The 23,022-nt window shown below is 28.3% G+C and carries 16 protein-coding genes; 12 read left to right on the forward strand and 4 right to left on the reverse strand.

Features of this window, described 5'->3' with window-relative positions; all coding sequences use genetic code 11:
* Positions 1–3: 3 nt before the first annotated feature.
* The 5 genes from ACNI28_RS09455 to ACNI28_RS09475 are packed head-to-tail and all read left to right on the forward strand — an operon-like array spanning position 4 to position 6,207.
* Positions 4–1,161, forward strand: coding sequence for a bifunctional folylpolyglutamate synthase/dihydrofolate synthase (locus ACNI28_RS09455; protein ID WP_419764009.1), 1,158 nt, complete (start codon positions 4–6; stop codon positions 1,159–1,161).
* Entirely contained in the window at positions 1,158–2,072 is a 915-nt protein-coding gene (locus ACNI28_RS09460; RefSeq protein WP_419764010.1) for a M23 family metallopeptidase, read from the forward strand. Before ACNI28_RS09455 ends, ACNI28_RS09460 begins: the two co-directional genes overlap by 4 nt.
* On the forward strand, positions 2,018–2,476 hold the full coding sequence (locus ACNI28_RS09465) for a bactofilin family protein (protein WP_419764011.1): 459 nt from the start codon (positions 2,018–2,020) through the stop codon (positions 2,474–2,476). The genes ACNI28_RS09460 and ACNI28_RS09465 overlap by 55 nt, the downstream gene beginning before the upstream one ends.
* Positions 2,457–4,565: a TOTE conflict system archaeo-eukaryotic primase domain-containing protein gene (locus ACNI28_RS09470; RefSeq protein WP_419764012.1), complete on the forward strand. Its 2,109-nt coding sequence runs from the start codon at positions 2,457–2,459 to the stop codon at positions 4,563–4,565. The genes ACNI28_RS09465 and ACNI28_RS09470 overlap by 20 nt, the downstream gene beginning before the upstream one ends.
* Before the next feature lie 7 nt (positions 4,566–4,572).
* A complete protein-coding gene (locus ACNI28_RS09475; protein WP_419764013.1) occupies positions 4,573–6,207 on the forward strand; it encodes a cation:proton antiporter in 1,635 nt (544 codons plus the stop codon).
* Positions 6,208–6,211: 4 nt separating this feature from the next.
* Here ACNI28_RS09475 and olsF read toward each other — a convergent pair whose 3' ends face one another.
* Positions 6,212–7,918 (reverse strand): bifunctional ornithine lipid synthase OlsF, encoded by a 1,707-nt coding sequence (olsF, locus tag ACNI28_RS09480; RefSeq protein ID WP_419764014.1) that lies wholly within the window; start codon positions 7,916–7,918, stop codon positions 6,212–6,214.
* A 118-nt stretch (positions 7,919–8,036) separates the two neighbouring features.
* Here olsF and ACNI28_RS09485 point away from each other — a divergent pair, with 118 nt between their 5' ends.
* The gene (locus ACNI28_RS09485) at positions 8,037–8,744 is read left to right on the forward strand and encodes a DUF445 domain-containing protein (RefSeq protein WP_419764015.1); all 708 of its coding nucleotides are present in this window, start codon (positions 8,037–8,039) and stop codon (positions 8,742–8,744) included.
* A 26-nt stretch (positions 8,745–8,770) separates the two neighbouring features.
* On the opposite strand, the gene ACNI28_RS09490 is transcribed toward ACNI28_RS09485, so the two are convergent.
* Positions 8,771–11,038, reverse strand: coding sequence for a methyl-accepting chemotaxis protein (locus tag ACNI28_RS09490; RefSeq protein ID WP_419764016.1), 2,268 nt, complete (start codon positions 11,036–11,038; stop codon positions 8,771–8,773).
* A 198-nt stretch (positions 11,039–11,236) separates the two neighbouring features.
* On the opposite strand from ACNI28_RS09490, the gene ACNI28_RS09495 reads away from it, so the two are divergent.
* The gene (locus ACNI28_RS09495) at positions 11,237–11,533 is read left to right on the forward strand and encodes a hypothetical protein (protein WP_419764017.1); all 297 of its coding nucleotides are present in this window, start codon (positions 11,237–11,239) and stop codon (positions 11,531–11,533) included.
* Between the two features lie 2 nt (positions 11,534–11,535).
* Complete coding sequence (gene mfd / locus ACNI28_RS09500) at positions 11,536–14,508, forward strand: transcription-repair coupling factor (RefSeq protein ID WP_419764018.1); 2,973 nt, start codon at positions 11,536–11,538, stop codon at positions 14,506–14,508.
* Between the two features lie 185 nt (positions 14,509–14,693).
* On the opposite strand, the gene ACNI28_RS09505 is transcribed toward mfd, so the two are convergent.
* Both ACNI28_RS09505 and ACNI28_RS09510 read right to left on the reverse strand, forming a co-directional pair.
* Positions 14,694–16,805 (reverse strand): cache domain-containing protein, encoded by a 2,112-nt coding sequence (locus ACNI28_RS09505; protein WP_419764019.1) that lies wholly within the window; start codon positions 16,803–16,805, stop codon positions 14,694–14,696.
* A 105-nt stretch (positions 16,806–16,910) separates the two neighbouring features.
* On the reverse strand, positions 16,911–18,401 hold the full coding sequence (locus ACNI28_RS09510; RefSeq protein WP_419764020.1) for a fumarate hydratase: 1,491 nt from the start codon (positions 18,399–18,401) through the stop codon (positions 16,911–16,913).
* 229 nt (positions 18,402–18,630) lie between these two features.
* Here ACNI28_RS09510 and ACNI28_RS09515 point away from each other — a divergent pair, with 229 nt between their 5' ends.
* From ACNI28_RS09515 to ACNI28_RS09530, 4 genes are all read left to right on the forward strand, one after another.
* Positions 18,631–20,559, forward strand: coding sequence for a sensor histidine kinase (locus tag ACNI28_RS09515; RefSeq protein ID WP_419764021.1), 1,929 nt, complete (start codon positions 18,631–18,633; stop codon positions 20,557–20,559).
* A 96-nt stretch (positions 20,560–20,655) separates the two neighbouring features.
* Entirely contained in the window at positions 20,656–21,123 is a 468-nt protein-coding gene (locus tag ACNI28_RS09520; RefSeq protein WP_419764022.1) for a Spy/CpxP family protein refolding chaperone, read from the forward strand.
* Positions 21,095–21,772, forward strand: a complete 678-nt coding sequence (locus tag ACNI28_RS09525; protein WP_419764023.1) for a response regulator transcription factor — start codon at positions 21,095–21,097, stop codon at positions 21,770–21,772. Before ACNI28_RS09520 ends, ACNI28_RS09525 begins: the two co-directional genes overlap by 29 nt.
* Complete coding sequence (locus ACNI28_RS09530; protein ID WP_419764024.1) at positions 21,769–23,019, forward strand: ArsS family sensor histidine kinase; 1,251 nt, start codon at positions 21,769–21,771, stop codon at positions 23,017–23,019. Before ACNI28_RS09525 ends, ACNI28_RS09530 begins: the two co-directional genes overlap by 4 nt.
* Positions 23,020–23,022 lie beyond the last annotated feature (3 nt).

Genomic DNA, 23,022 nt, shown 5'->3' on the forward strand with positions numbered 1-23,022 from the left:
AACGTGAAGATTGATTTTAAGACTATACCTTTAAAAGAGTTTTTAGATTACAAAACAATGTACTATGATAAGATAGATTTTAGCATAGTTAAAAACTCTTTTGAAATTTTAAAACAAAAAATAAAACTTCCCTTTATAATCCATATTGTTGGAACAAATGGGAAAGGAAGTACGGGAAGATTTTTAGCAAAATATTTATTTGCTATAGATAAAAATGTACTTCATTATAGTTCTCCTCATATAAAAAAGTTCAATGAAAGAATTTGGATAAACAGTTTTGATGTTAGTGATGATGACTTAAATACTGCACACAAATTTTTGCAAGATATATTAGATATTACTTTGTTAGAAAAACTTACATATTTTGAATATACAACTCTTTTGGCATTTTATTTAAGTTCAAATCGAGACTATCTTATTTTAGAAGCAGGTCTTGGTGGTGAGTTTGATGCTACAAATGTTGCTATCAATGATTTATCACTTATTACTACAATAGATTATGACCATCAAAGCTTTCTTGGTAATAGCATAAAAGAGATATCTCTAACAAAAATGCGTTCTTGTGATAAAGTCATGATTGTAGGCTCTCAAATACATGATGAAGTTCCTTTCCATGCTAAAACTATAAAAGAGCAAAGAGATATAAAACTTCTGACTCTTGATGACTTTAAAATAGACACACGTAGTCTTTGTAAATTTTTCCCGAAATATCTACTTAAAAATATCTCTTTAGTAATAGCTACATTAAAATACCTAAACTTAGAGCTTGATATCAAGAAGTTTGAAATGATGAGCTTGGCAGGAAGATGTGAAAAATATAAAAAAAATATTACTTTAGATGTAGGACATAACCCCCTTGCTGCAAGGAGTATTTTAGAAGAGTTTAAAGGAAAAAAAATTAACCTAATTTATAACAGTTTTGAAGATAAAGATTATAAAGAGGTATTGAAAATCTTAAAACCTATTATAAAAAAGTTGTATATTTTGCCATTAGAGGATAAAAGAGTAGTCAAAGAAGCTACTTTAATAAATGTTTGTGAAAATTTGAATATAATATCAGAATTGTTTAAAAATGAGGTTTTAAAAAGTGAAGATTATTTGGTCTTTGGCTCATTTTTAGTAGTAGAAAAATTTTTGAAGATTGAGAATAGAAGTAGATGAAGATATTAAATAATAGATTAGTTATTACAGTTTCGGATGTAAATAGTACTAAGTCATACAATATTCATCAACTTTTTAGAAAGATTATTTTAATTGTAATTATTGTAACTGTTCTTGTAATAACTGGTGCTTTTTGGTTTATATCTTTTTTAACTACTGAGATTAACGAAGTAAAAATTAAAAAAAAGCAAGAGATTTCAATATTAACAGAAAAAGAAAAAAAGCTTCAAGCACAAAATCTTTTTTACTCTATGCAAATTAAGGGTAAAGTTAAAGATATTGAAGAGTTAAGTAGCAAACTAGATACTATTGAAGAGATTGTTGGGTTAAAAAGAGATTCAAATGAGCAAATATCTATTACAAAGGCTACTTTGACTAAAATAACATCAGCACAAAAAATGTATATGCTTTCAACTATACCAAATGGTAAACCACTTGAAAGAATAAGTGTGTCAGCTAGTTTTGGTTATAGAATCCATCCTGTAACACATGAGAGAAAATTTCATAGGGGAATTGATTTAAGAGCAAATCTTAGAACACCAGTTTATGCAACAGCAGATGGAGTTGTAAGATATGTGCAGTCAAGAGATAGTGGAGATTTTGGTAGAGTTATAATTATTTCACATAATTTTGGATTTGAGACAGTTTATGCTCATTTAAAACAAACTAAGGTTAAACTTGGAGATGTGATAAAGAAAAACCAAGTTATTGGAATGACTGGGAATTCGGGACGAAGCACTGGTCCACATCTACATTATGAAGTTAGATATGCAAGTATGGTTTTAAATCCAAGGGATTTTATAAATTGGAATTTAAAAAAGTATGAGTCAATATTTACTAAACAAAGGAGAGTAAAGTGGGAGTATTTAGTAAAGCTAATAAAGGAACATCACAAGCTGGGGCAACTGTAATTGCCAAAGGGACTTGTATCATTGGTGGAATTTCTACACAAGGTACAGTTCATATTGATGGTAAGTTTGAGGGTGTAATATTAGAAGCTGATGCAATTTCAATTGGTAAAACTGGTGAAGTAATCGGTGATGTAAAAGCTAATCATGTTGTTATAAGTGGTTATTTTGATGGCAAAATTGATTGTAATATTATGCAAGTTTTATCAGCAGGAAAAGTTATTGGTGATTTTACTTATAATGATTTAATTATTGAAGAAGATGCAAAATTTGAGGGAAGAGTTAGTAGAAAGAATTCTGAACTTAAAAGTAGATATAACGAAATTGAAAATAGAATTGGCGGTTTTGTATCAACTAAACAAGAAGATAACCCACATGCAAATCCAAGTGCAGAAAAGATTAACTAAACTTTACGAAGACAAAGAAAATATTGAAAAAGAGATAGCTCTTTTAGAAAAAGAGTTAAATAAAAAAGAGTTAAATAAAGATGAAAAAATTCAGTTGTTTAACTCTTTATTTATATCGCGTCCTGATGTATACTTAAAAAAATGGGTAAGTAAAGACTTCACTAAAGAGTCTTATTTCCCAGTTACTAAAACTTTTAAAGGTAGTGATTACCTTCCCCTTTTAAATCATGATATTGAACAACACTTAAGAGGAAAAGTCCAGCTTTCAACTTATACAATATCCATAACAAATCAGTGTAAATATGCAGTTTTAAAAATCTCAAAAAATGATATACCTAAAATAGAAGATATTACAAATAGACTAAATATCTCTGCAAGTTATCAGTATGATTCTTATAATGACATCTTAGTGTGGTTTTTCTTTGAAGAGAATATTTTCGCATCACAAGCAAAAGAGTTTTTGCAAAACATAATCAAAAGTGCAAATATTAGTGCAAAAATATATCCAAATAGTGAGTTTGTCAATAGTTCAAACTTTGGAACATATATAGAACTACCTTTACATTTAAAACTTCGAGAAAGTAATAAAACAGTCTTTTTTGACCCCAAAACTTTAAATGTATATGAAGATCAATGGAACTTTTTATCAAATATCAAAAAAATACCAAAAAATATAATATTAAATATAGCAAAATCAAATGAACAGAAAAAATTACAAAATTGGGAGAATAAAAAACAAAGCAGTGTAGAGTATCCCAACTTTTCACTAAATATTACTATTTATGATTATGTATATATATCTTCAAAAAATTTATCAAAAACATTTTTAAATGAACTTAAAAACCTAGCAGTTTTTGATAACCCCCAAATTAAAACCTTATTAGCTTTGCGAAAGCCCCTTTACAATACTCCTAAACAGATAAAAAACTATGAAGAGGATGAAGAGTATTTAAAACTTCCACGGGGAGTTTTAGGATTTGTTTTAAAAATATTAAAACAAAATAAAGTTAGTTACTCTATTGATGATAAAAGAGTAGTAAATAAAGAGGAATTTCCTTTAATAAAATATGAGTTAAGAGAGGAACAGAACTTAGCAATTTCTAAAGTGCTAAAAAAAGATTTCTCTATTTGTGTAGCACCTCCTGGTTTTGGTAAAACTTTAATTGGTGCAAAAATGATAGAACAGCGAAAAGTAAACACTTTAGTAGTTGTAAATAAAAACATGCTATTAGACCAATGGATTCAAAGATTTGTTGATTATTTTGGAATGAATAAAAAAGAGATAGGGTTTTTAGGAAAAAGTAAAAACAAACTAACTGGCAAGCTTGATATTGCTACTATGCAAAGTCTAAAAAATAAGCCTGAGATTATCAAAAACTACTCCTTTGTAATAGTTGATGAATGCCATCATATCCCTGCTGTTACCTTTGAACAAATTATAAAACTTTTTTGTGGTAAATATGTATTGGGCTTAAGTGCAACTCCAAACAGAAAAGATGGATTAGAACCAATACTTTTCCAACAATTAGGTCAAATATCATATGAGTATAAAAAGAAAAGAACAATTACTCATAGAGTAAAAGTTGTAAATACAGATTTTAAAAGCCAAGCAGATAATTATGCGCAATTAATCAATGAAATAACAGTAGATAAACATAGAAATGACTTAATTATAAACGAAGTGAAAGATTATATAAATAGAAAAATCCTAATTTTAACAGATAGAATAGAACATATAAATATATTAGAAGAATTATTAATAAAAAATAATTTAAAATATGTTAGTATACATGGAAGTTTAGGTAAAAAAGAACAGCAAGAAAATCTAGAACAGATTGAATCTAGTAATTTAATTCTTGCTACAACTTCATATTTTGGTGAGGGGATAGATTTCCCACATTTAAACACAATTATTTTTGTAACACCAATTTCATATTATGGAAGACTTGTTCAGTACCTAGGAAGAGTTGGTCGTGATGGACAAGAGTGTTTAGCCATAGATTTACTTGACTCAAAAAATGCAATGTTAAATTCAAGCTTTAAAAAGAGACTTGAAGGATATAAACAGATGCATTATAAAATATATTAGGAAAAAAATGTTAGGAATTATCGTAGCAACAATATTTATTGCAATTATTGTTAATTTAATACTAAAAAGATTTCACTTACCAACAATAATTGGCTATATAGTAACAGGTACTATTATTGCTTATATATTTGGTTTACATGATGCTGTAAATAACCATAATTTAAAAGAGATTGCAGAGTTTGGTATTGTATTTTTGATGTTTACAATTGGATTAGAGTTTTCTGTTGATGCCCTTGTTAGAATGAAGCGGGAAGTTTTTATAACAGGAAGTTTACAGGTAATAATTACAACTTTAATTGTTGTATTAATCTCATTTTACATTTTAAATTTTGATTTTCAAACATCCATGATAATAGGTGCTGCACTCTCATTGTCTTCAACCGCAATCGTGTTAAAAACTTACAATGAAAATAGAGATATTAAAAAAAGACATGGACAAAGAGTTCTTGGAATTCTTATTATGCAAGATATTGCAGTAATTCCAATACTTTTAATGATATCAATTTTTACAACAAACTCAGGAGATAGTGTTTTATATATAGTTATCAAAACAACTATTGCAGCAGTTGTTTTAATAGGAATATTATATCTAGCTGGAAAATATTTACTTGAACCATTTTTTACCCATGTGAGTGAAACAAACTCAGAAGAACTTTTTGTAGGCTCTGTTTTACTTATAGCAATAGGGGCTTCATACATGGCTCACTATTTTGGATTTTCATACTCACTTGGAGCTTTTATTGCAGGGATGATGATTTCTGAGACTAAATTTAAACATCAAGTAGAGTCTGACCTTATACCTTTTAGAAATCTTTTACTTGGAGTTTTCTTTGTAACTGTTGGTATGCAAATAAATTTTATTATGATTTATGAACATCTGTTTACAATATTACTGTTACTTCCTGTTTTAATGATTTTAAAATATTTTATAATTTATGCCATTGTTAGAATTGATGATACAAAAAGAGTTGCCTTTAAAACAGCTTTTTCTTTAGTTCAAATAGGTGAGTTTTCTCTGGCAATTTTAGAGTTAGCAAGAAGTGGAAACCTAATAGGTTCAACCCATGCTCAAATATTGATTGTGACTATTGTTTTATCGATGATTTTAACGCCAATTGCACTTAAAAATCTATCAAAAATAGCAAGTTCTTTGCTTCCTGATGATGTGATGGAGGTACCTGCAACATTGGCTGTTGATAAAGACTTAAAAGGTCATGTTATAGTTCTTGGATATGGACACTTGGGGCAAGAGCTTGTAAGAGAATTAAAAGATATGAGAAATGATTATATTATCATTGAAAATAAAATTTTATATTACCAAATGGGAAAAAATGATAATGAGCCAATTATTTTTGGAAATGCTGCCCAAAAACATATTTTAGAATCAGTAAATATAAAAAAAGCTTGTGCTGTAATTGTTGCAATTGATAATCAAGAGCAAATAAGAATTGTGTGCGAGACAATAAATGATTTGACTAAAAATACAAAAACAATAGTAAAAATTACAAAATCAGAAGATAAGAAACTTTTAGAGGGTTTACATTTAGAACATATAATTGTAGATGATGAAGTTGTAGCAAAAGCTTTAGTTGAAGAGACTAGAGTTTGTAGTATAGATTTTTCACAAAATAAGATACTTTAGTATCTTATTTTATATATCTAGATTTTTGCTTATCTTTTATTTTATCAATTTCTACAACAATCAAACCATCAACACAGTTTGAAAAATCTGGGTCTATATTGAATCCTTGAAAGTTAACTCCTCCATCAACACACAGGTCAGAGTATTGTTTAAATAGTGTTGGAACAGCAACGCCCATACTTGAAAGGGCAGTTTTTAGTCTTTTAAAATCCTCTTTTTTATCTCCTCCTGAAAACATCTCTTTTATAGACTTTTCATCAACAGAGTATTGATAAGGAAGTTTTGAGTCTAGTAGGTTTTTATTGCTTGAATAATAAAGAGTATAATAAAATACAAGCATATCTTTTGCTATTTTGGGTAAAGATGCTGAAATAGAAACAGGACCATACATATATCTTATTTGTGGGTTTGCTTTTAGATAAGCACCAATTCCATACCAAAGATAATCTAAAGCACGACTTCCCCAGTATTTTGGTTGAACAAAACTACGTCCAAGTTCAATTGAGTCATTTAAATATGGTACAAAATCATCTTTATATTGGAATAGGGTACTTGAATAAAAGCCTGAAATACCAAGGTTATTATTGATAAACTCACCATTACCTATTCTATATGAACCTACTATTTCTAAAGCATCTTTATCCCATAAAATAATGTGCTCATAATAGATATCATATCTATCTGTATCTCTTTTTTTATTTATTCCCTCTCCTACACTTCTAAAAGAGAGCTCTCTTAATCTTCCTAGTTCTTTTAAGACGATTGAATCATCGCTATAATTATATAAATATATAAGCTTACCATCAGATGTTTCACCAATGATTTTTGAGTTTTTTAGTTCATTTATTATCTCTTGTCTACTTTCAGGGTGAGCAATAGCACTTTGTGTTACAAAGAATGATCTTTTACCTTTTCTTAGGGCATAGAGATGTTTTTTATAAAGAGTTAAAAGATATTTTTTATCAATACCTTTTGGCATGATATTTTCATTTGGAATAATTTGACCAATTTTAATACTTATCTTTTTAGATTTCTTTTTAAACATCTCATTTGATAAAAGTAGAGTTGAGAAAGTTTTATTAAGTATAGAAATAGTATAAAACAATTTAGAGTTTTTACCATCTACAAGTATTGGAAGTATTGGTGCATTACAGTGTTGGGCAAAATTTAAAAATCCTTTATTCCATGTAGGATCTTTTATACCTTTTGGTGTTGCACGACTTACTTCACCTGCTGGAAAGATTATAATAGCATGACCACTATTTAACGTATCATATATAGCTTTTATATCTTTTTTACTCTGTCTTTTTTTATAATTGTCTATTGGTACAAACAAAGAACTAAGTGCTTCTATACCAGCTAAAAAATCATTGGCTACAATTTTTACATCTTTTCTTACTTTTCCAACAAGTTTTAAAAGGCATAAAGCATCTAATCCACCTAATGGATGGTTTGCAATAATCACAACTTTTCCAGAACTTGGTATATTTTGTACATCATTACTAGAAACAGTATAATCAAAATCAAAATTATCTAAAACTGCATCTACAAACTCAAAACCTTTTTTATGTGAATTTATTTGTAAGAAGTCATTTATAGACTCTTCATGCACTACTTTTTTTGCAATTTTGATTAAAGACTTATTTATAAAAGATGATTCAAGATTTATCTTTGGAAATTTTTTCTTTATTTCGTTTTCTACATCAACCATTTGTATCCTTTTGTTATTTGTGATTTTATATTTAAATGATTACATGATGGTTACTCTTTTTTTGATTTTTTCCTTTGTTAGATTATGGTAAACTCCACAAAAATTTAAGGAGAAGTTTTTGAACAAATCATTAGGTACAAATTTGCTAGCTTTATTAGTAGTTATTTTAGGTTTTGTTTTAAAACAAGATATGCTTTTTATGGTAGGTCTTTTTGCTTTAAGTGGGGCAGTTACGAACGCTTTAGCCATACATATGCTTTTTGAAAAGGTTCCTTTTTTATATGGTTCTGGTGTTGTTGAAAATAGATTTTCTCAATTTAAAGAGGGGATTCACTCACTTATAATGGAACAATTTTTTACAAAAGAGAACCTCCAAAAGTTTTTTGAAGAGGAAATCACTTCAAAGAAATCACACTTTGATTTATCCCCAGTTTTAGAAAAAACAGATTTTACACCTGCCTTTGAGTCTTTAAAACAAGCTGTATTAGAGTCTCAATTTGGTGGAATGCTTGGAATGTTTGGTGGAGAAACTGCCTTGAATCCTTTAAAAGAGCCCTTTGTAGAGAAACTAAAAGGTGCCATAGTTACTATTTCAAAAAATGAATCTTTTCAATCTTCACTTCATGAAAGTCTTGGTTCTTCAAGTGTTAGTGATGACATTTTTGAAAAAGTTAGTCTAATAGTAAATAGTAGACTTGAAGAGTTAACTCCAAAAATGGTAAAAGAGATAGTTCAAAAGATGATAAAAGAACATCTTGGATGGCTAGTAGTTTGGGGTGGAGTTTTTGGTGGACTTATTGGACTTGTTTCAACTTTAGTGGTTTAGCCAAAGTTAAAACTTAGGAATAAATATTATCCTAAGTTTTTGCCATCAAAGTTATTTTTACTTACACCTCTAACTACATTATCAGATATTGTTTGAGTTTTATTGGCTATACTATTCGTTTCTTCTGCAATAGATGCATTCTCTTGAGTAACTTTATCAAGCATATTAACTGCATCTGCAATTTGTTGTATACCTAGATTTTGTTCATTTGCTGCACTTGCTACATCATTAATTAAATTACTAGTTTCTATAATTTTACTTTCTAAAGTAGCAAATCCCTCAATCATACTTGAACTAATTGTTTTACCACTATTTGCTTTTTCTGTAGCTCTTTCAACCAAGTTTTTAATATCTTTTGCAACTTCGGCACTTCTTGCAGCTAAGTTTCGCACTTCTTGTGCAACAACTGCAAAACCTTTTCCAGCCTCACCAGCAGTTGCTGCTTCAACAGCTGCATTTAGTGATAATATATTTGTTTGAAATGCTATTTGATCAATCATAGTTATAGCTTCATTTATATCTAGTACTGTGTTATTTATGTCATCCATTGATGTTGCAGTATCGCTTGCTAGTTGTTTACCTTTATTAGATGAATCTCTAGTATCTTTTGAGATTGAATGCATCTGTTGTGCTTTAATATTTGTTTGTTCAATATTACTTGTAATTTCTTCAATTGAAGCAGCTGTCTCTTCTAGTGAAGCGGCTTGCTTAGTTGCATTACTACTAATGGTTCTAACACTATTTGATAAATTGTCAGCACTATATTTTAAAGAAAGACCATCTTCTTGGCTATCTTGAAGCATTTTAGTAATCATATCATTCATATGCATAATTTCACTTCCAATTTTTCCTGAATCATTTCCAAGTTTTACTGTGAAATCCCTATTTGAATAACTCTCTAGTGCATTTATAATCTTATTTAAATCTTTACCAACTTGAGTTTCCAACTGCTCTAACATTTGATTTAAGATCTCTTTTAATTCATTTAATGAATCAGTAGAAGTTGTTTTAGTCACTCTACTATCAAATTTTCCTTCAGTAATTGTATTTGCAATACCTTTAACATCTTCAATTAAATCCATATCTTTTTGTGTAGATGTTTTTATTTTTTCAACATTTTCATTGATAGAGTGAGCCATTACTCCAAACTCACAGCTTGTGTTTATATCAATCTCTTTAGTTGCAGATTTTTTTGTATTTAAGAATTCAAAAAAACTTTCCAATCCAGTGGATATTTTTTCAAGATAAATATTTAACTGTTTTACTGAAAGTAGAATAATTATTGCAATTACAATTAAACTTATTATTGAAGATATGATTGATATATTTCTAATAAAGTTGGCATTTGCGAGATACTCTTCTTTTGGTGCAGAGATAATAAAAGTCCAATTTGTACCAGTATCTTTTAAAGTAAATGGGTGAGAATAGTAAACTGATGTTTGACCTGTGATAAATGAATCTTTAAAGAAAAAATGATTCTTTCCTTGTGTACTTTTTTTAAGCATTTCCACATAATCTTTGTCATTTTTTATTACTTCAAGCAGTTTTTTATTTTGAAGTTCTGTTTTCGGATGTCCTATTATTATTCCATCATTATTAACAATAAAACCATATCCGTTTTCATATAGCTTGATACGAGAAGCCAAGTTAGATAAACCTTTTAAAAGAAAATCTACTCCTACTGAACCAATAAACTCACTGTCTTTATACATAGGTATAGTAACAGATACAAGTAATTGATCAACCCCAGCAATCTTCCAAAAATATGGTGCGGTTATAAAGGGTTTCCCTGCATCTTTAGGTCCTTTAATCCAGCCTTTTGACTCATCATATGGAGCACCAGAAACAATTTCAAAACCATTTTTTGATTTTGAAATAAATGGATGAAAAATCCCAAGTTTATCATATAGACTTCCAGCCTGTGGATTTTCGATTTTTGCTGTTAGATTTTCTCCATACTTTGGACTATACCAAATACCATTAATAGTGTCATTTGTATTTAAAATAGACTTTTGTAAAGAGATAATTTCATCTTTATCTATTTGAGTATTATTAACTGCTGCTGCTTGAATTCTAGAAGCAAATGCTTGTGCAACAGAAATTGCAATATCAAGCTCTCCTTTAATTTCAATTGCATTTTTTGCAGCAAATGTTTCTCTATATGCTTCTGCATCTTTTTGTGCAGCTTTATATGAAAAGTTTACAATTGCAAGTGAGGCAAGAGTTAAAACAACAAAGACAGTTCCGAGTATTTTTATTAGGAGTTTTTTCCCAAAACTAGATTTCTTTTTCATAACAGACTCCTTTATTAGTATTTTATCCCAATTAATATAAATATCTTTAATTTATTTTTTATTAGATTAGAAAAGTAATTATTTATTGTGGTACATAAATAGATAAAAATACTTAAAATAAATTCAAGTTCTTAAATCCCAAATTAATGCTTATTTAAATACAATACATTTTTAAAATTAGAGATTAAATGGAAAAATATGAATGGCATAGATGTATTAGTAATATTAGAAGTAGAAAACTTAAAAGATAAAGAGCTTTTTGAAAAGCATATTATTAAAGAGGGTTTTCAAACAGTACCAAATGAAGAGTTTGTTTATACTGCAAAGTCAACTACTACCACTTTTTCTACAAAAGCTTATATATTAGAAGTGTTTAAAAAAGGTTTACAAAAAACCGAGCTTGACTCTTGTAATATGGTGTTTTTACTCAATGAGACACCTTACCCACCATATACTTATGATAGAACTACAAATGATTTTGAAGAGGTTAAATAGTATTGAATTCCTTATTTGAGTTTTTTAAAGAAAAAAATGACTGTAAATTATTAATCGTAAGTGATGATAAAGAGGCACAAGAAGCCTATGACGTTTTATCTTTCAATCAAAAAAAGCCTTTTGTATTAGCTGATTTTAGAGCAAACTTTGGAGATGATTTACTCTCTTTTTCTGAAGAGTTACAAAATATTACAAAGACTTTAAATGAATTTTACTCTTATAAAAAAGAGAATAAAGTTTTAGTTGTACCTTTACGAACAGCCTCATATAAAATGCCCGTACGGAAGTGTTTTGACTCTTTTAAAATAGAGTTTGCTTCAACTATTGACCTAGAAAATCTCAAAGAAAAACTTTATAACTGGGGATACTATTTTGTAGATATTGTTACAAGTGAAGGGGAAGTCTCTTTACGTGGAGATATTCTTGATATCTGTCCACTAGGAGCTGTAAAAGGTTTTAGGGTGAGTTTGTTTGATAATGAAGTTGAAAGTATCAGAGAGTTTGATATAGAAGACCAAAAGTCATCAAAAGAAGAGATAGAAGCTTTTTCTATTACCCCTGCATTTTTGGCCTTAGATGAAGAAGAGATAGATAGAATCAATGAAGAACTAGAAAGTGTAGAGAGTGATGCTTTTATAAAAGATATTCATTCTCTTGGATTTTGGTACTTGGATGATTTGGGAGAGTATCTACCATCTAAGTTTAATTCATATGTTACATATAATGCCCTTGATGAATTAGAAGAGGCATATATTTTTGAAGCAAAAAGAATAGACAAAGATAAGTTTTTAACACTTCCAAAAGTACCTAAAGCAAAAAAATATCAAGTAATAGAACCTGCAAATATAAAAGAGTTTTTGAGCTTTCATGATGGTAAAAAACATACTATCATTTCAACAACTGAAGCTAAGATAAAAAGTTTTGATTTAGATTTGAGCGATAAAAATATAAAATATATTTTGGAACCATATATTATAAATCTTGTAAGTGATGATGAGGTTATTATCTCTTTAAATAAAGAGATAAAGAAAAAAAGAAAAAAGAAAATCAAACTTGTCCTTGATGAACTACTTGTAAATGATTTTGTAGTACATGAACAGCATGGTATTGGACAATACAAAGGTATAGAGCCTGTTGTTGTAATGGGAGCAAAAAGAGACTTTGTAATTGTCTCTTACGCAAATGAAGACAAGCTTTTAATACCTGTTGAAAATATAGACCTTATAGATAGATATGTGGCAGATGGAAGTTCTTATGCAGTTGTTGATACACTTGGTAAGGGAAGTTTTGCCAAACTAAAAGATAAAGTAAAAGATAGACTTTTTGCCATAGCAAATGATATTATAAAATTAGCAGCGGCCAGAGAACTTGTAACAGGTATAAAAATAGATTGCAATAAAAAGATACTAAATGATTTTGCTTCAAGTGCTGGATTTGATTATACAAAAGATCAAAGTAGAAGTGTAAAAGAGTTATTTGATGATTTATCAAGTGGAAGAGTAATGGATAGATTGCTTTCTGGTGATGTGGGGTTTGGTAAAACAGAAGTTGCTATGAATGCACTTTTAGCTGTTATACTTGATGGACACCAAGCACTTTTTGTATGTCCTACTACTTTGTTAGCTTCTCAACATTTTCATGGTATGAAAAAAAGATTTGATGAGTATGGCATCAAAATGGCTCAGCTTGATGGCAAAACTACAGCAAAAGAAAAAGCTTATGTTAAAAAAGCACTAGAGAGTGGAGATATAGATTTAGTAGTAGGAACTCACTCTCTACTTGGTGTTAAGACAAAAGATTTAGCCTTAGTCATAATTGATGAAGAACATAAGTTTGGGGTAAAACAAAAAGAGAAATTAAAAGAACTAAGAGAAGATGTACATATTTTCTCAATGAGTGCAACACCCATTCCTAGAACCCTAAATCTAGCCTTGTCAAAACTAAAAGGTATGAGTTCACTTTTAACTCCACCAACAGAGAGGTTAGGCGTAAGGTCTTATGTAAAAGAGTTTGAAGAAAAACTCATAAAAGAGATAGTTTTAAGAGAAAAAAGAAGAGGTGGACAACTTTTTTATGTGCATAATAATATTGTTTCAATGGAAGCTAAAAAAGCAGATATACAAGAGCTAATCCCAAATATAAAAATAGAGATGATTCACTCTAAAATCTCTCAAGTAAAAGCAGAAAAACTAATAGAAGATTTTAATGATGGAAAATTTGATATTTTATTGGCAACTTCAATAGTAGAATCAGGACTTCACCTACCCAATGCAAACTCTATGATAATAGATGGAGCAGATAGATTTGGAATAGCAGACTTACATCAGCTAAGAGGAAGAGTAGGGAGAGGTCATAAAGAAGGTTTTTGTTATTTTATAGTTGAAGATAAGAAAAAAATCACAAGTGATGCCATAAAAAGGTTATTGGCTTTAGAGTCTAACTCATACCTTGGAAGTGGAACAGCACTAGCTCATCAAGATTTAGAGATAAGAGGTGGTGGAAATATCATAGGTGAAGCTCAAAGTGGACATATCAAACAAATAGGATATGGACTATATCTTAAGATGTTAGAAGATACTTTAGCAACTTTAAGTGGGGAATCAAAAGAAGAGAGCCAAATTGTAGATATAAAACTTGCAATTTCTGCTTTTATATCAAATGATTATATAGTAGAAGATAGAGTAAGACTTGAATTATATCGACGTCTTGGAAAAGCAAAATCAAAAGAAGCAGTTTATGAAATAGAAGAAGAGATGGAAGATAGATTTGGCAAACCAGACACTCCAACAAAGCAGTTCTTAGAACTAATTATGATAAAAATCTTAGCTTTACAAAAAGAGATAAAAACAGTATCAAGTTATGAGATGAATGTAACGTTTACAAAAAATGATGATACAAAAGAGACAATAAAAAGTCCTAGTAAAGATGATGATGATGTTATTGCTACTGCTTTAAAGTACTTGCGAAAAAAATAAATATAAAACAGCATCTTTTCTCAAATCTCTGCGTTGAAGAGTAAAATTTGTTCAGTCACTTACTACTTGTAAGCTCCTTCTCAAATTTAACTCTTCGCCTTGACCTTTAATAAAATCTACTATTTTTTATATTATTTAAAATAAATTAATTGTTTTATGGAATTCCCTTAAAAATCTAATATAAATTAATTACTCACAAATACTTTATTTCTTCCACCTGCTTTTGCATTGTATAGTGCTTCATCTGCCAATTTGTATATCATATGAACACTTTGGATATCTTCACCTTTTCTAACCACTAGCCCAAATGATGCTGTTATAAATGGTGTTACTGCACTTGTTTTATGTTCTATTTTTAAGCCTTCAATTTCACTTCTGATTAAATTTGCATAGTTTAAAGACTCTTCTTCATCTTTATATGAGAAAAGAATACCAAACTCTTCCCCACCTAATCTAAATGCAAAGTCACTAGCTCTACTTGTATGACTTTTTAAAATAGTTGCAATTTTTTCTAAAGCTATATCTCCAGCTTGATGACCATAGGTATCATTATAAAATTTAAAATAATCAATATCAAGCATCAAAAAACCAAGATAATAGTCATTTCTTTTTGCTCTATTTATCTCTTCTTCAATTTTTGTATTAAAATACCTTCTATTATATGTTTGAGTTAATTCATCTGTTATAGAGAGATATTCAACTCTTTTTTTATCTGTTATATCTTGTCTAATAGCTGTATATCCTACTAGCTTTTCATTTTGATAATTTGGGTGAATAGTTATATAAACCCAATAAGTATCTCCATTCTTCTTTATATTTTTTAATTCACCATCCCATTTTATACCATTTGATAAACTTTCCCACATCTGTTTATAAATCTCTTTTGGTGTATCTGGATGGCGAACTATATTATGGGATTTTCCAAGAAGCTCTTTTTTAGAAAAACCAGATAATTTACAAAAAGAGTCATTTACATCAATAATTTTACCCTTTGTATCAGTTGTGGATATATTTACATTTTTATTAATAATATCCATAAGGTCATTAACTTTTTTTTCAGCTTTATTTCTAAGTCGCAGAGTTCTGTTTAGACTTTTTGCAATAGTTTTAAACTCTTTAAAAGTAAATTTACTAACATCAATCTCTTCTAAACTATAGGATGAGGCTTTAAATAGCTGAAGAAGATTTAAAATATTTGATTCTATATAAGAAGTTATTTTTTTAGATACAAAAAATATAATTATCAAAATAATAAAAAATATAATTAGGATAGTTATAGTTTGAGAAATAATTACATTTGTAATCTGACTCTCTTTTTTTGCTAACTCATTATCGATTTCATCAATATAAACGCCAGCTCCAATTATCCAACCCCAATTATCATATTTCTTTACGAAGGCTAATTTAGGGTATTCTTTAATTGTATTTAATTTTTTAAATTTATAAAAGAAAAAGTCACCATCTTTATTTTTAACTGTATCTGTTTGTTTTTGAAATAAGATATCATTTGGATAATCTTTTGGAGGGCTTAGTTTTCTGCCATCAAAAACTAAAGCTTTTTTATCCATTGAATTTACAAAAATATATCCATCTTTGCCAAATCTGAGTGATGAGATGTATTCTAAAATCTCATTTTTAGAGTCTACAGTGATTTCATCAATATATTCTCCCATACCAATATGCCAATCATACGGTTCAAATAGTTTGATAAAAGATATTTTTGCATATTGTTTGTCATTGCTTTGGTTTGGCTTCTTAAAGTAATTGTTTATAAAGCCTTCTGCTTGTACTTGGGCTATGTTACTTTGTCTTTTTATTATATAGTTTCCCTTAATATCTTGAAGGTTCCAAACATCTTTGTAAGTATCTAAAAAAGAGTTTTTATCAAAAAGTACTGCTCTTCCTTTATTGCTATTGATAAAAAAATATGCCCCATGTTCATATGAGATATTTTTCAAAGCTGCTACTATGAGGTATTTGATTTCTTTTTCTGTTTTTTTATTTTTGTTATCATTAAATATTTTATATGCAATACTGTATGCATCATATACTCTATTTCTGAGCTTTCTTTTTACCTCACTTTTAATCATACTTTCATGATATAAAATATAATTAAATGCTTTGTTTACTTCACGTTTTACTTCACTCTTTTTTTGTTTGATGAACTCTTTTTTTATATGTTCTTTTTCTTTTTGGAAATTATTATATTCAAAAATAGTATTAATTATAAATCCAAGAAAAGTAGATACAAGTGCAGTAAAAAAGATTGCTTTTAAGATTAGGTTGGATAGTTTCATTATACGGCTTTAATTATTTTTTTTCATTATATTACAAATAAGATGAAAATACAGAGTCTTTTGTACGAATGTATAAAAGGAATAATCCTTTTATACATAAAATTATTAAATTGTTCTCCATTTAGCAGGACCTGTTGTATGAATAGAAGTACCTTCTGTATCAACAGCAACAGTAACAGGCATATCTTTAACTTCAAATTCATAAATAGCTTCCATACCCATCTCTTCAAAAGCAAGAACTTTTGCATCTTTGATTGATTGAGAGATTAAATATGCAGCCCCACCTGTTGCGATTAAATACATAGATTTGTACTCTTTGATTAAATCAATTGTTGGTTGCTTTCTTTCAGCTTTCCCAATCATTCCCATGATTCCTATTTCCATCATATCTTTTGTAAATTTATCCATTCTTGTAGATGTTGTTGGTCCCGCTGGTCCTACTTTTTCATCTCTTACAGGGTCAACTGGTCCAACATAATAAATAAATCTATCTTTTAAATCAACTCCATTAGGAAGGGGTTTATTTGCATTTTTGTACTCAACTATTTTTTTATGAGCTGCATCTCTTGCTGTTAAGATTTTTCCAGAAAGTAATAATGTATCACCTGATTTAAATTGAGATAAATTCTCTTTTGTTAAATCTTCTATGTTAACTCTTTTAATAGTATCCATAGGAAGTTCAATATCTGGCCATAGGTCTAAATCTGGTTTGTTAAATCTAGCTGGTCCATCACCTTTTAATTTAAAGTGAATATGTCTTGTTGCTGCACAGTTTGGAATCATAGCAACAGGAAGTGAAGCAGCATGACATGGATAATCTAAAATTTTAACATCTACAACAGTTGTTAAACCACCAAGTCCTTGAGCTCCAATACCTATTTTATTGATATCTTCATATAGTTTTAATCTTAACTCTTCTAAAGCATTTTGAGGACCTCTTGCTTGAAGTTCATGAATATCAACATGACCCATTAAAGACTCTTTTGCTAAAAGCATAGATTTTTCTGGATTTCCACCAATACCAATACCTAAGATACCAGGGGGACACCATCCTGCACCCATTTGTCTAACATTGTCCATTACCCAATCATAAACTGAATCTGAAGGATTTAATACTGCAAATTTAGATTTGTTTTCACTTCCACCACCTTTTGCAGCTACTGTGATATCCAACTCATCAGAGTTATCAACTGTTACATGAATAACAGCAGGTGTATTATCTTTTGTATTTGTTCTAGCTCCTGCTGGGTCAGATACAACTGAGTATCTTAATGTATTGTCTGGATCTGTATACCCTTTTGCAACACCTTTATTTAATAAATCTACAAGCTCTTCTTTAATATCTAAGTTAGCATTTAATCCAACTCTAACAAATATATTAACACTACCTGTATCTTGACATAAAGGTCTATGACCCATTGCACACATTTTTGAATTAATTAAAATTTGTCCTATTGCATTTTTTGCAGCTTCTGATTTCTCATTTTCATATGCTTCAACCATTCCTTTTACGAAATCCTCTGGATGGTAAAAAGAGATGTACTGACATGCGTCTGCTATACTATCTATTATATCTTGTTCTGTTATTTTTCCCATAATCTTAGATGCCCCTTGTAATTAAATTAGTAGATTATAACTAATTATTGTTTATGAAGTTGAATTTTTTTATCTATGATATAAGATGTAAGTAATTTGAATATTTTTGTAACATATTACGTAGTATTTTTACGTAACTATCTTTTTTGTAAGTATATACAAAAAAACAGAATTCTGATATAATATTTATGTATGATTTAGATAATTTATATGAAGGATTGGAGAAAGTTTGAATATCTTAAAAAATGAAAAGAGTTTATTAAATTTTATAAGATATGGGGCTATTATCTGCATTATAGTTTTTTCATTTATAGTAATTGAGGTAGTTATTTATCAAAAAAAACAAGAAGTAAATGATGAAATAAAAAAACAAGAAGAAGGCTATATATCTCATAATAAAATAATGGTAGAAAATCTAGTTAATAAAGCACATAAACTTATCGATTTAGAAAGAGAGTTTGAAAAAGAAGATTTTAAAAACTTAGTAAAAGAAGAGGTATATCAAGCCCATGCGATTGCAACATTAATTTATAATAAAAATATAAAAAGAGCTGATTATTCAAAAGCAGAAACAATTCAGATAATAAAATCTGCTTTAAAAGCAATAAGATTTAATAACAATGGGTATATATTTATTTATAAAATGAGTGGTGAAAATATTTTAAATGCAGGATTTCCAAATTTGGAAGGAAAAAATCTATGGGATTTTCAAGATTCAAAGGGAACTTATATTTTAAAAGAGATGAATGAAATATTAAGTAATAAAGATGAAACATTTTATGAGTGGTATTGGAAAAAAACTTCTAGTGATAAAAAAGAAGGTAAAAAAATCGGATTTTTCAAAAAGTTTGAACCATATGATTTGTTTATTGGTGCTGGGTATTATGAAGAGGACTTTAAAAAACAAACACAAAAAAGAGTATTAAAAAAACTAAATAGTTTTGAACTTAAAAAACCTGAGCATATTTTCTTATATGATTTAAAAGGTCTATGTTTAGTAAATCCAAAAAAAGAGTTAATTGGTCTAAATAGATATGATGTTAAGAATAGTGATGGAAAATATACTTTAAGAGATATTATTGATTATACAAAGAAAAATAAAGAGGGCTTTATAAAATATACTTCTACTGTAAAACTTAATACTGCAATAAAATCTAATGATAAAATGTCCTTTGTAAAACTATATGAAGATTGGGATTGGATGATTGGTAGTGGTTTTTATCTAGAAGAGTTAGAAAGTCAAATTGAAGAAAAAAAACAATCTTTGATTTTATCAAATGAAGAATCTGTAAAAAATATAATCCTCATAGGTTTAATTATTACTATAATAGTAATTCTAAGTTCATTTTATTTATCTAAAACAATTTTTACAGTGTTTCGTGAGTATAGGTTAAAAATATATAATGAGATGAAAAATAGTTTAGAAAAAGAGAAATTATTAACACAACAATCAAAAATGGCAACAATGGGAGAGATGATAGGAAGTATTGCTCACCAATGGAAACAGCCACTGAGTGTAATTTCTATGGCAAATGGTTTGCTTAGAATCAATAGAGAGATGAAAGACTTCTCTACCCAAGAAGAGATAGATTCTGCAATTGATGATATTGATGAATCTATACATAACTTAAGCCAAACAATTGATGATTTTAGAAACTTTTTTAATCCAAATAAAGAGAAAAGTATGTTTAAAATCTCTGATGCAATAGATGACACTTTAAAACTTATAAGTTCACAACTTAGAAATAACAATATCGAGGTAATATCAAATATTAAAGATGTAGAGTTCTTTGGCTCAAAGAATGAGTTATTGCAAACCTTAATCAACCTATTTAAAAATGCAAAAGAAGAACTTGTAAAAATGGCAAGTATTGAAAAAAGATATATATTTGTTGATGTTTATAAAGAAAAAAGTAATATTACTATAAAAATAAGAGATAATGCTTCTGGAATCCCAAGTGAAATAATAGATAATATTTTTGATGCACATTATACCACTAAAGAAAAAGATGGTGGTACAGGAATAGGTTTATATATTTCTAAGCAAATAATAGAAGAGAGTATGAAAGGTAAAATAAGTGCTTTAAATGTTGATTATAAGTATGAAGGTAAAACTTATACAGGTGCCGAATTTACCATTTTACTCCCTTTTGATTAATACTTAAAATTTTATTATTAACATTGAGTTAACTTTTCATTTATGAATGGATATATAGTAATGTAACAATTTCCTTATGAAAACTAAGGAGAATTTATGAAAAGAATTTTAGTAACAGTTGTTTTGTTAAGTAGTTTGGTTTCAACGTTTTTATTTGCTGTTGATATGAAAAAAGGGCACCTTTGTAAACCTAAAAAAGAGAATTCATATTGTCATATGAAAGATAAGAAAAACACACATTTTAGTATAATGAGATATATTCATAATCTAAATTTAAGTGATGAACAAGTATCAAAAGTAAAAGCTATCATGAAAGATACTAAACCTAAAATTCAATCTTATTCTGATGCCTTTATAAATGGAAAGTTTGATAAAAATAGATATATTGACATCTCTTTGAATAAGTATAAAAATATGGTAGAATACAAGGCTACTTTGATAGATAAAATTTATGATATTTTAACAATTGAACAAAAAAATGAGTTAAAAAAGATGCTTGATTCAAATAGCTTTGAAGGTAAAAGAGGTATGAAACATGATAAACATAGCAATGGTGGAAGATGATGCTGAATTAGCAGAAGTCTTAACACAATACTTAAGTAAATTTAATATAAATGTAACAAATTACGAAGAGCCTTTCTTGGCTCTAAGTAGTCTAAAAATAAATAAATTTGATTTGATAATTTTAGATTTAACCCTTCCTGGTATGGATGGCTTAGATGTTTGTAAAGATATTATTGCAAATCATGATATACCAATAATAATCTCAAGTGCAAGAAGTGATATTACAGATAAAGTAACTGCTTTACAACTTGGAGCTGATGATTATTTACCAAAACCCTATGACCCAAGAGAACTTGAAGTTAGAATTAAAACTATTCTGCGAAGATACAATACAAGTTCAAAAACAGAAGAAAAACCACAAAAAGTATTTATATTTGATGAAGAGAAAAAAGAGATACGAAAAGATGATAAGTTTATAAGATTGACTGCAGCAGAATATGAAGTGCTGTCTCTTTTGATAAAAAGAGAAGGTTTTGTTGTATCAAGGGATGATATTTTTGAAAATAGCAATTTATTAAATAGTGATTATGACAACATAGGTTCACTTGCAGTTATAATAAATAGAATTAGACATAAAATAGAAGATAATCCAAAAACACCGTCGTATTTACATACAATAAGAGGAATGGGGTATAAATTTTTACAATGAAAAAAGATTCAATATTTTTTACTATAACAATTAGTTTTATAATCTCTTTATTTTTAGTAATAGCAAGTTTTGTAGTGCTTGTTTTACATACTCAAGAGGATAAAGAAAAACATCTGTCAAAGAAATACTTACCAGTTGCTAAGATGGTACTAGAGCAACAAAGAAGAAATGGTTTGACTAAGTTTTTTGTAGATTCCTTATCAAATATGGATATGGATTTTATAAATGATGTTGGACAAATGAAAGCAGTTTTATATAATCCAAAAACAAAGATTGCCTTAGAGAGAAAATATAGGACGATATTGGTAAGAGTTTTAGACTTAAAAGGGGAGAGCTATCTATTTATAAAAAGTGGTATGTTGGAGATTATGTTTAAAGATACAGACTATAAGCATGTAAATCCACTTGTATATTTAATAGCAGTTTTTGCGGTTTTATTTTTAGCAATAGTTCTTTCTTTTATAACCACTTGGAAAAAGCTTTATCCCTTAAAACTTCTAAAAGATAAAGTAAAAACTCTAGGTGATGAAGAGTTTGATTTTGAGTGTCATAATATTACTGCCCAAGATGAAGTCTCTCAACTAGCAGTAGAGTTTAAAAATACAGCTCAAAAATTAAAAGATATAAAAGAGTCTAGAAATGTGTTTATACGAAATATTATGCATGAACTCAAAACTCCAATTACAAAGGGTAAATTTTTAAGTGAATTAGAAAATAGTGATGAAAATGCCGAGAAAATGAGAAGAGTATTTACGCGTTTAGAACTACTTATTAGTGAGTTTACACAAATAGAAGAGCTTATATCTTCCACTAAAAATATAGTAAAAAACAACTACTTTTTAGATGATATTATAGACAATGCAGAAGATATGCTTATGCTAGAAGATGATGTAATAATCTCAGAATATGAAAACAAAAAATTAAATGTAAATTTTAAACTTTTTTGTGTAGCAATAAAAAACCTTATTGACAATGCAATTAAATACTCAGATGATAAAAAAGTAACCATAAAAACAAATGATAAAGATGAAATAATATTTGAAAACAGAGGAAAGGGCTTATTATATCCTTTGGAAGACTATTTTGAGCCATTCTTTGCAAATGAAAATAAAAACAAAGATAGCTTTGGACTTGGACTTTATATCGTAAACTCAATTCTAAAAGCAAATGATTATGTACTAAAATATGACTATAAAGATGAGACAAATATATTTACTATTGTAAAGCTTGAAAAGAAGGATAAATAATAT

Origin of the sequence: Arcobacter denitrificans (SeqCode), from assembly GCF_048571185.1 — a bacterium.
GTDB lineage: Bacteria > Campylobacterota > Campylobacteria > Campylobacterales > Arcobacteraceae > Arcobacter > Arcobacter denitrificans.

Bases quoted from the DNA above. Each gene is read 5' to 3' on its own strand.
- ACNI28_RS09525 (WP_419764023.1), top strand. From the start codon at position 21,095: ATGATAAACATAGCAATGGTGGAAGATGATGCTGAATTAGCAGAAGTC.
- ACNI28_RS09505 (WP_419764019.1), bottom strand. From the start codon at position 16,805: ATGAAACTATCCAACCTAATCTTAAAAGCAATCTTTTTTACTGCACTT.
- ACNI28_RS09510 (WP_419764020.1), bottom strand. From the start codon at position 18,401: ATGGGAAAAATAACAGAACAAGATATAATAGATAGTATAGCAGACGCA.
- ACNI28_RS09530 (WP_419764024.1), top strand. From the start codon at position 21,769: ATGAAAAAAGATTCAATATTTTTTACTATAACAATTAGTTTTATAATC.
- ACNI28_RS09520 (WP_419764022.1), top strand. From the start codon at position 20,656: ATGAAAAGAATTTTAGTAACAGTTGTTTTGTTAAGTAGTTTGGTTTCA.
- ACNI28_RS09475 (WP_419764013.1), top strand. From the start codon at position 4,573: ATGTTAGGAATTATCGTAGCAACAATATTTATTGCAATTATTGTTAAT.
- olsF (WP_419764014.1), bottom strand. From the start codon at position 7,918: ATGGTTGATGTAGAAAACGAAATAAAGAAAAAATTTCCAAAGATAAAT.
- ACNI28_RS09495 (WP_419764017.1), top strand. From the start codon at position 11,237: ATGAATGGCATAGATGTATTAGTAATATTAGAAGTAGAAAACTTAAAA.
- ACNI28_RS09490 (WP_419764016.1), bottom strand. From the start codon at position 11,038: ATGAAAAAGAAATCTAGTTTTGGGAAAAAACTCCTAATAAAAATACTC.
- ACNI28_RS09460 (WP_419764010.1), top strand. From the start codon at position 1,158: ATGAAGATATTAAATAATAGATTAGTTATTACAGTTTCGGATGTAAAT.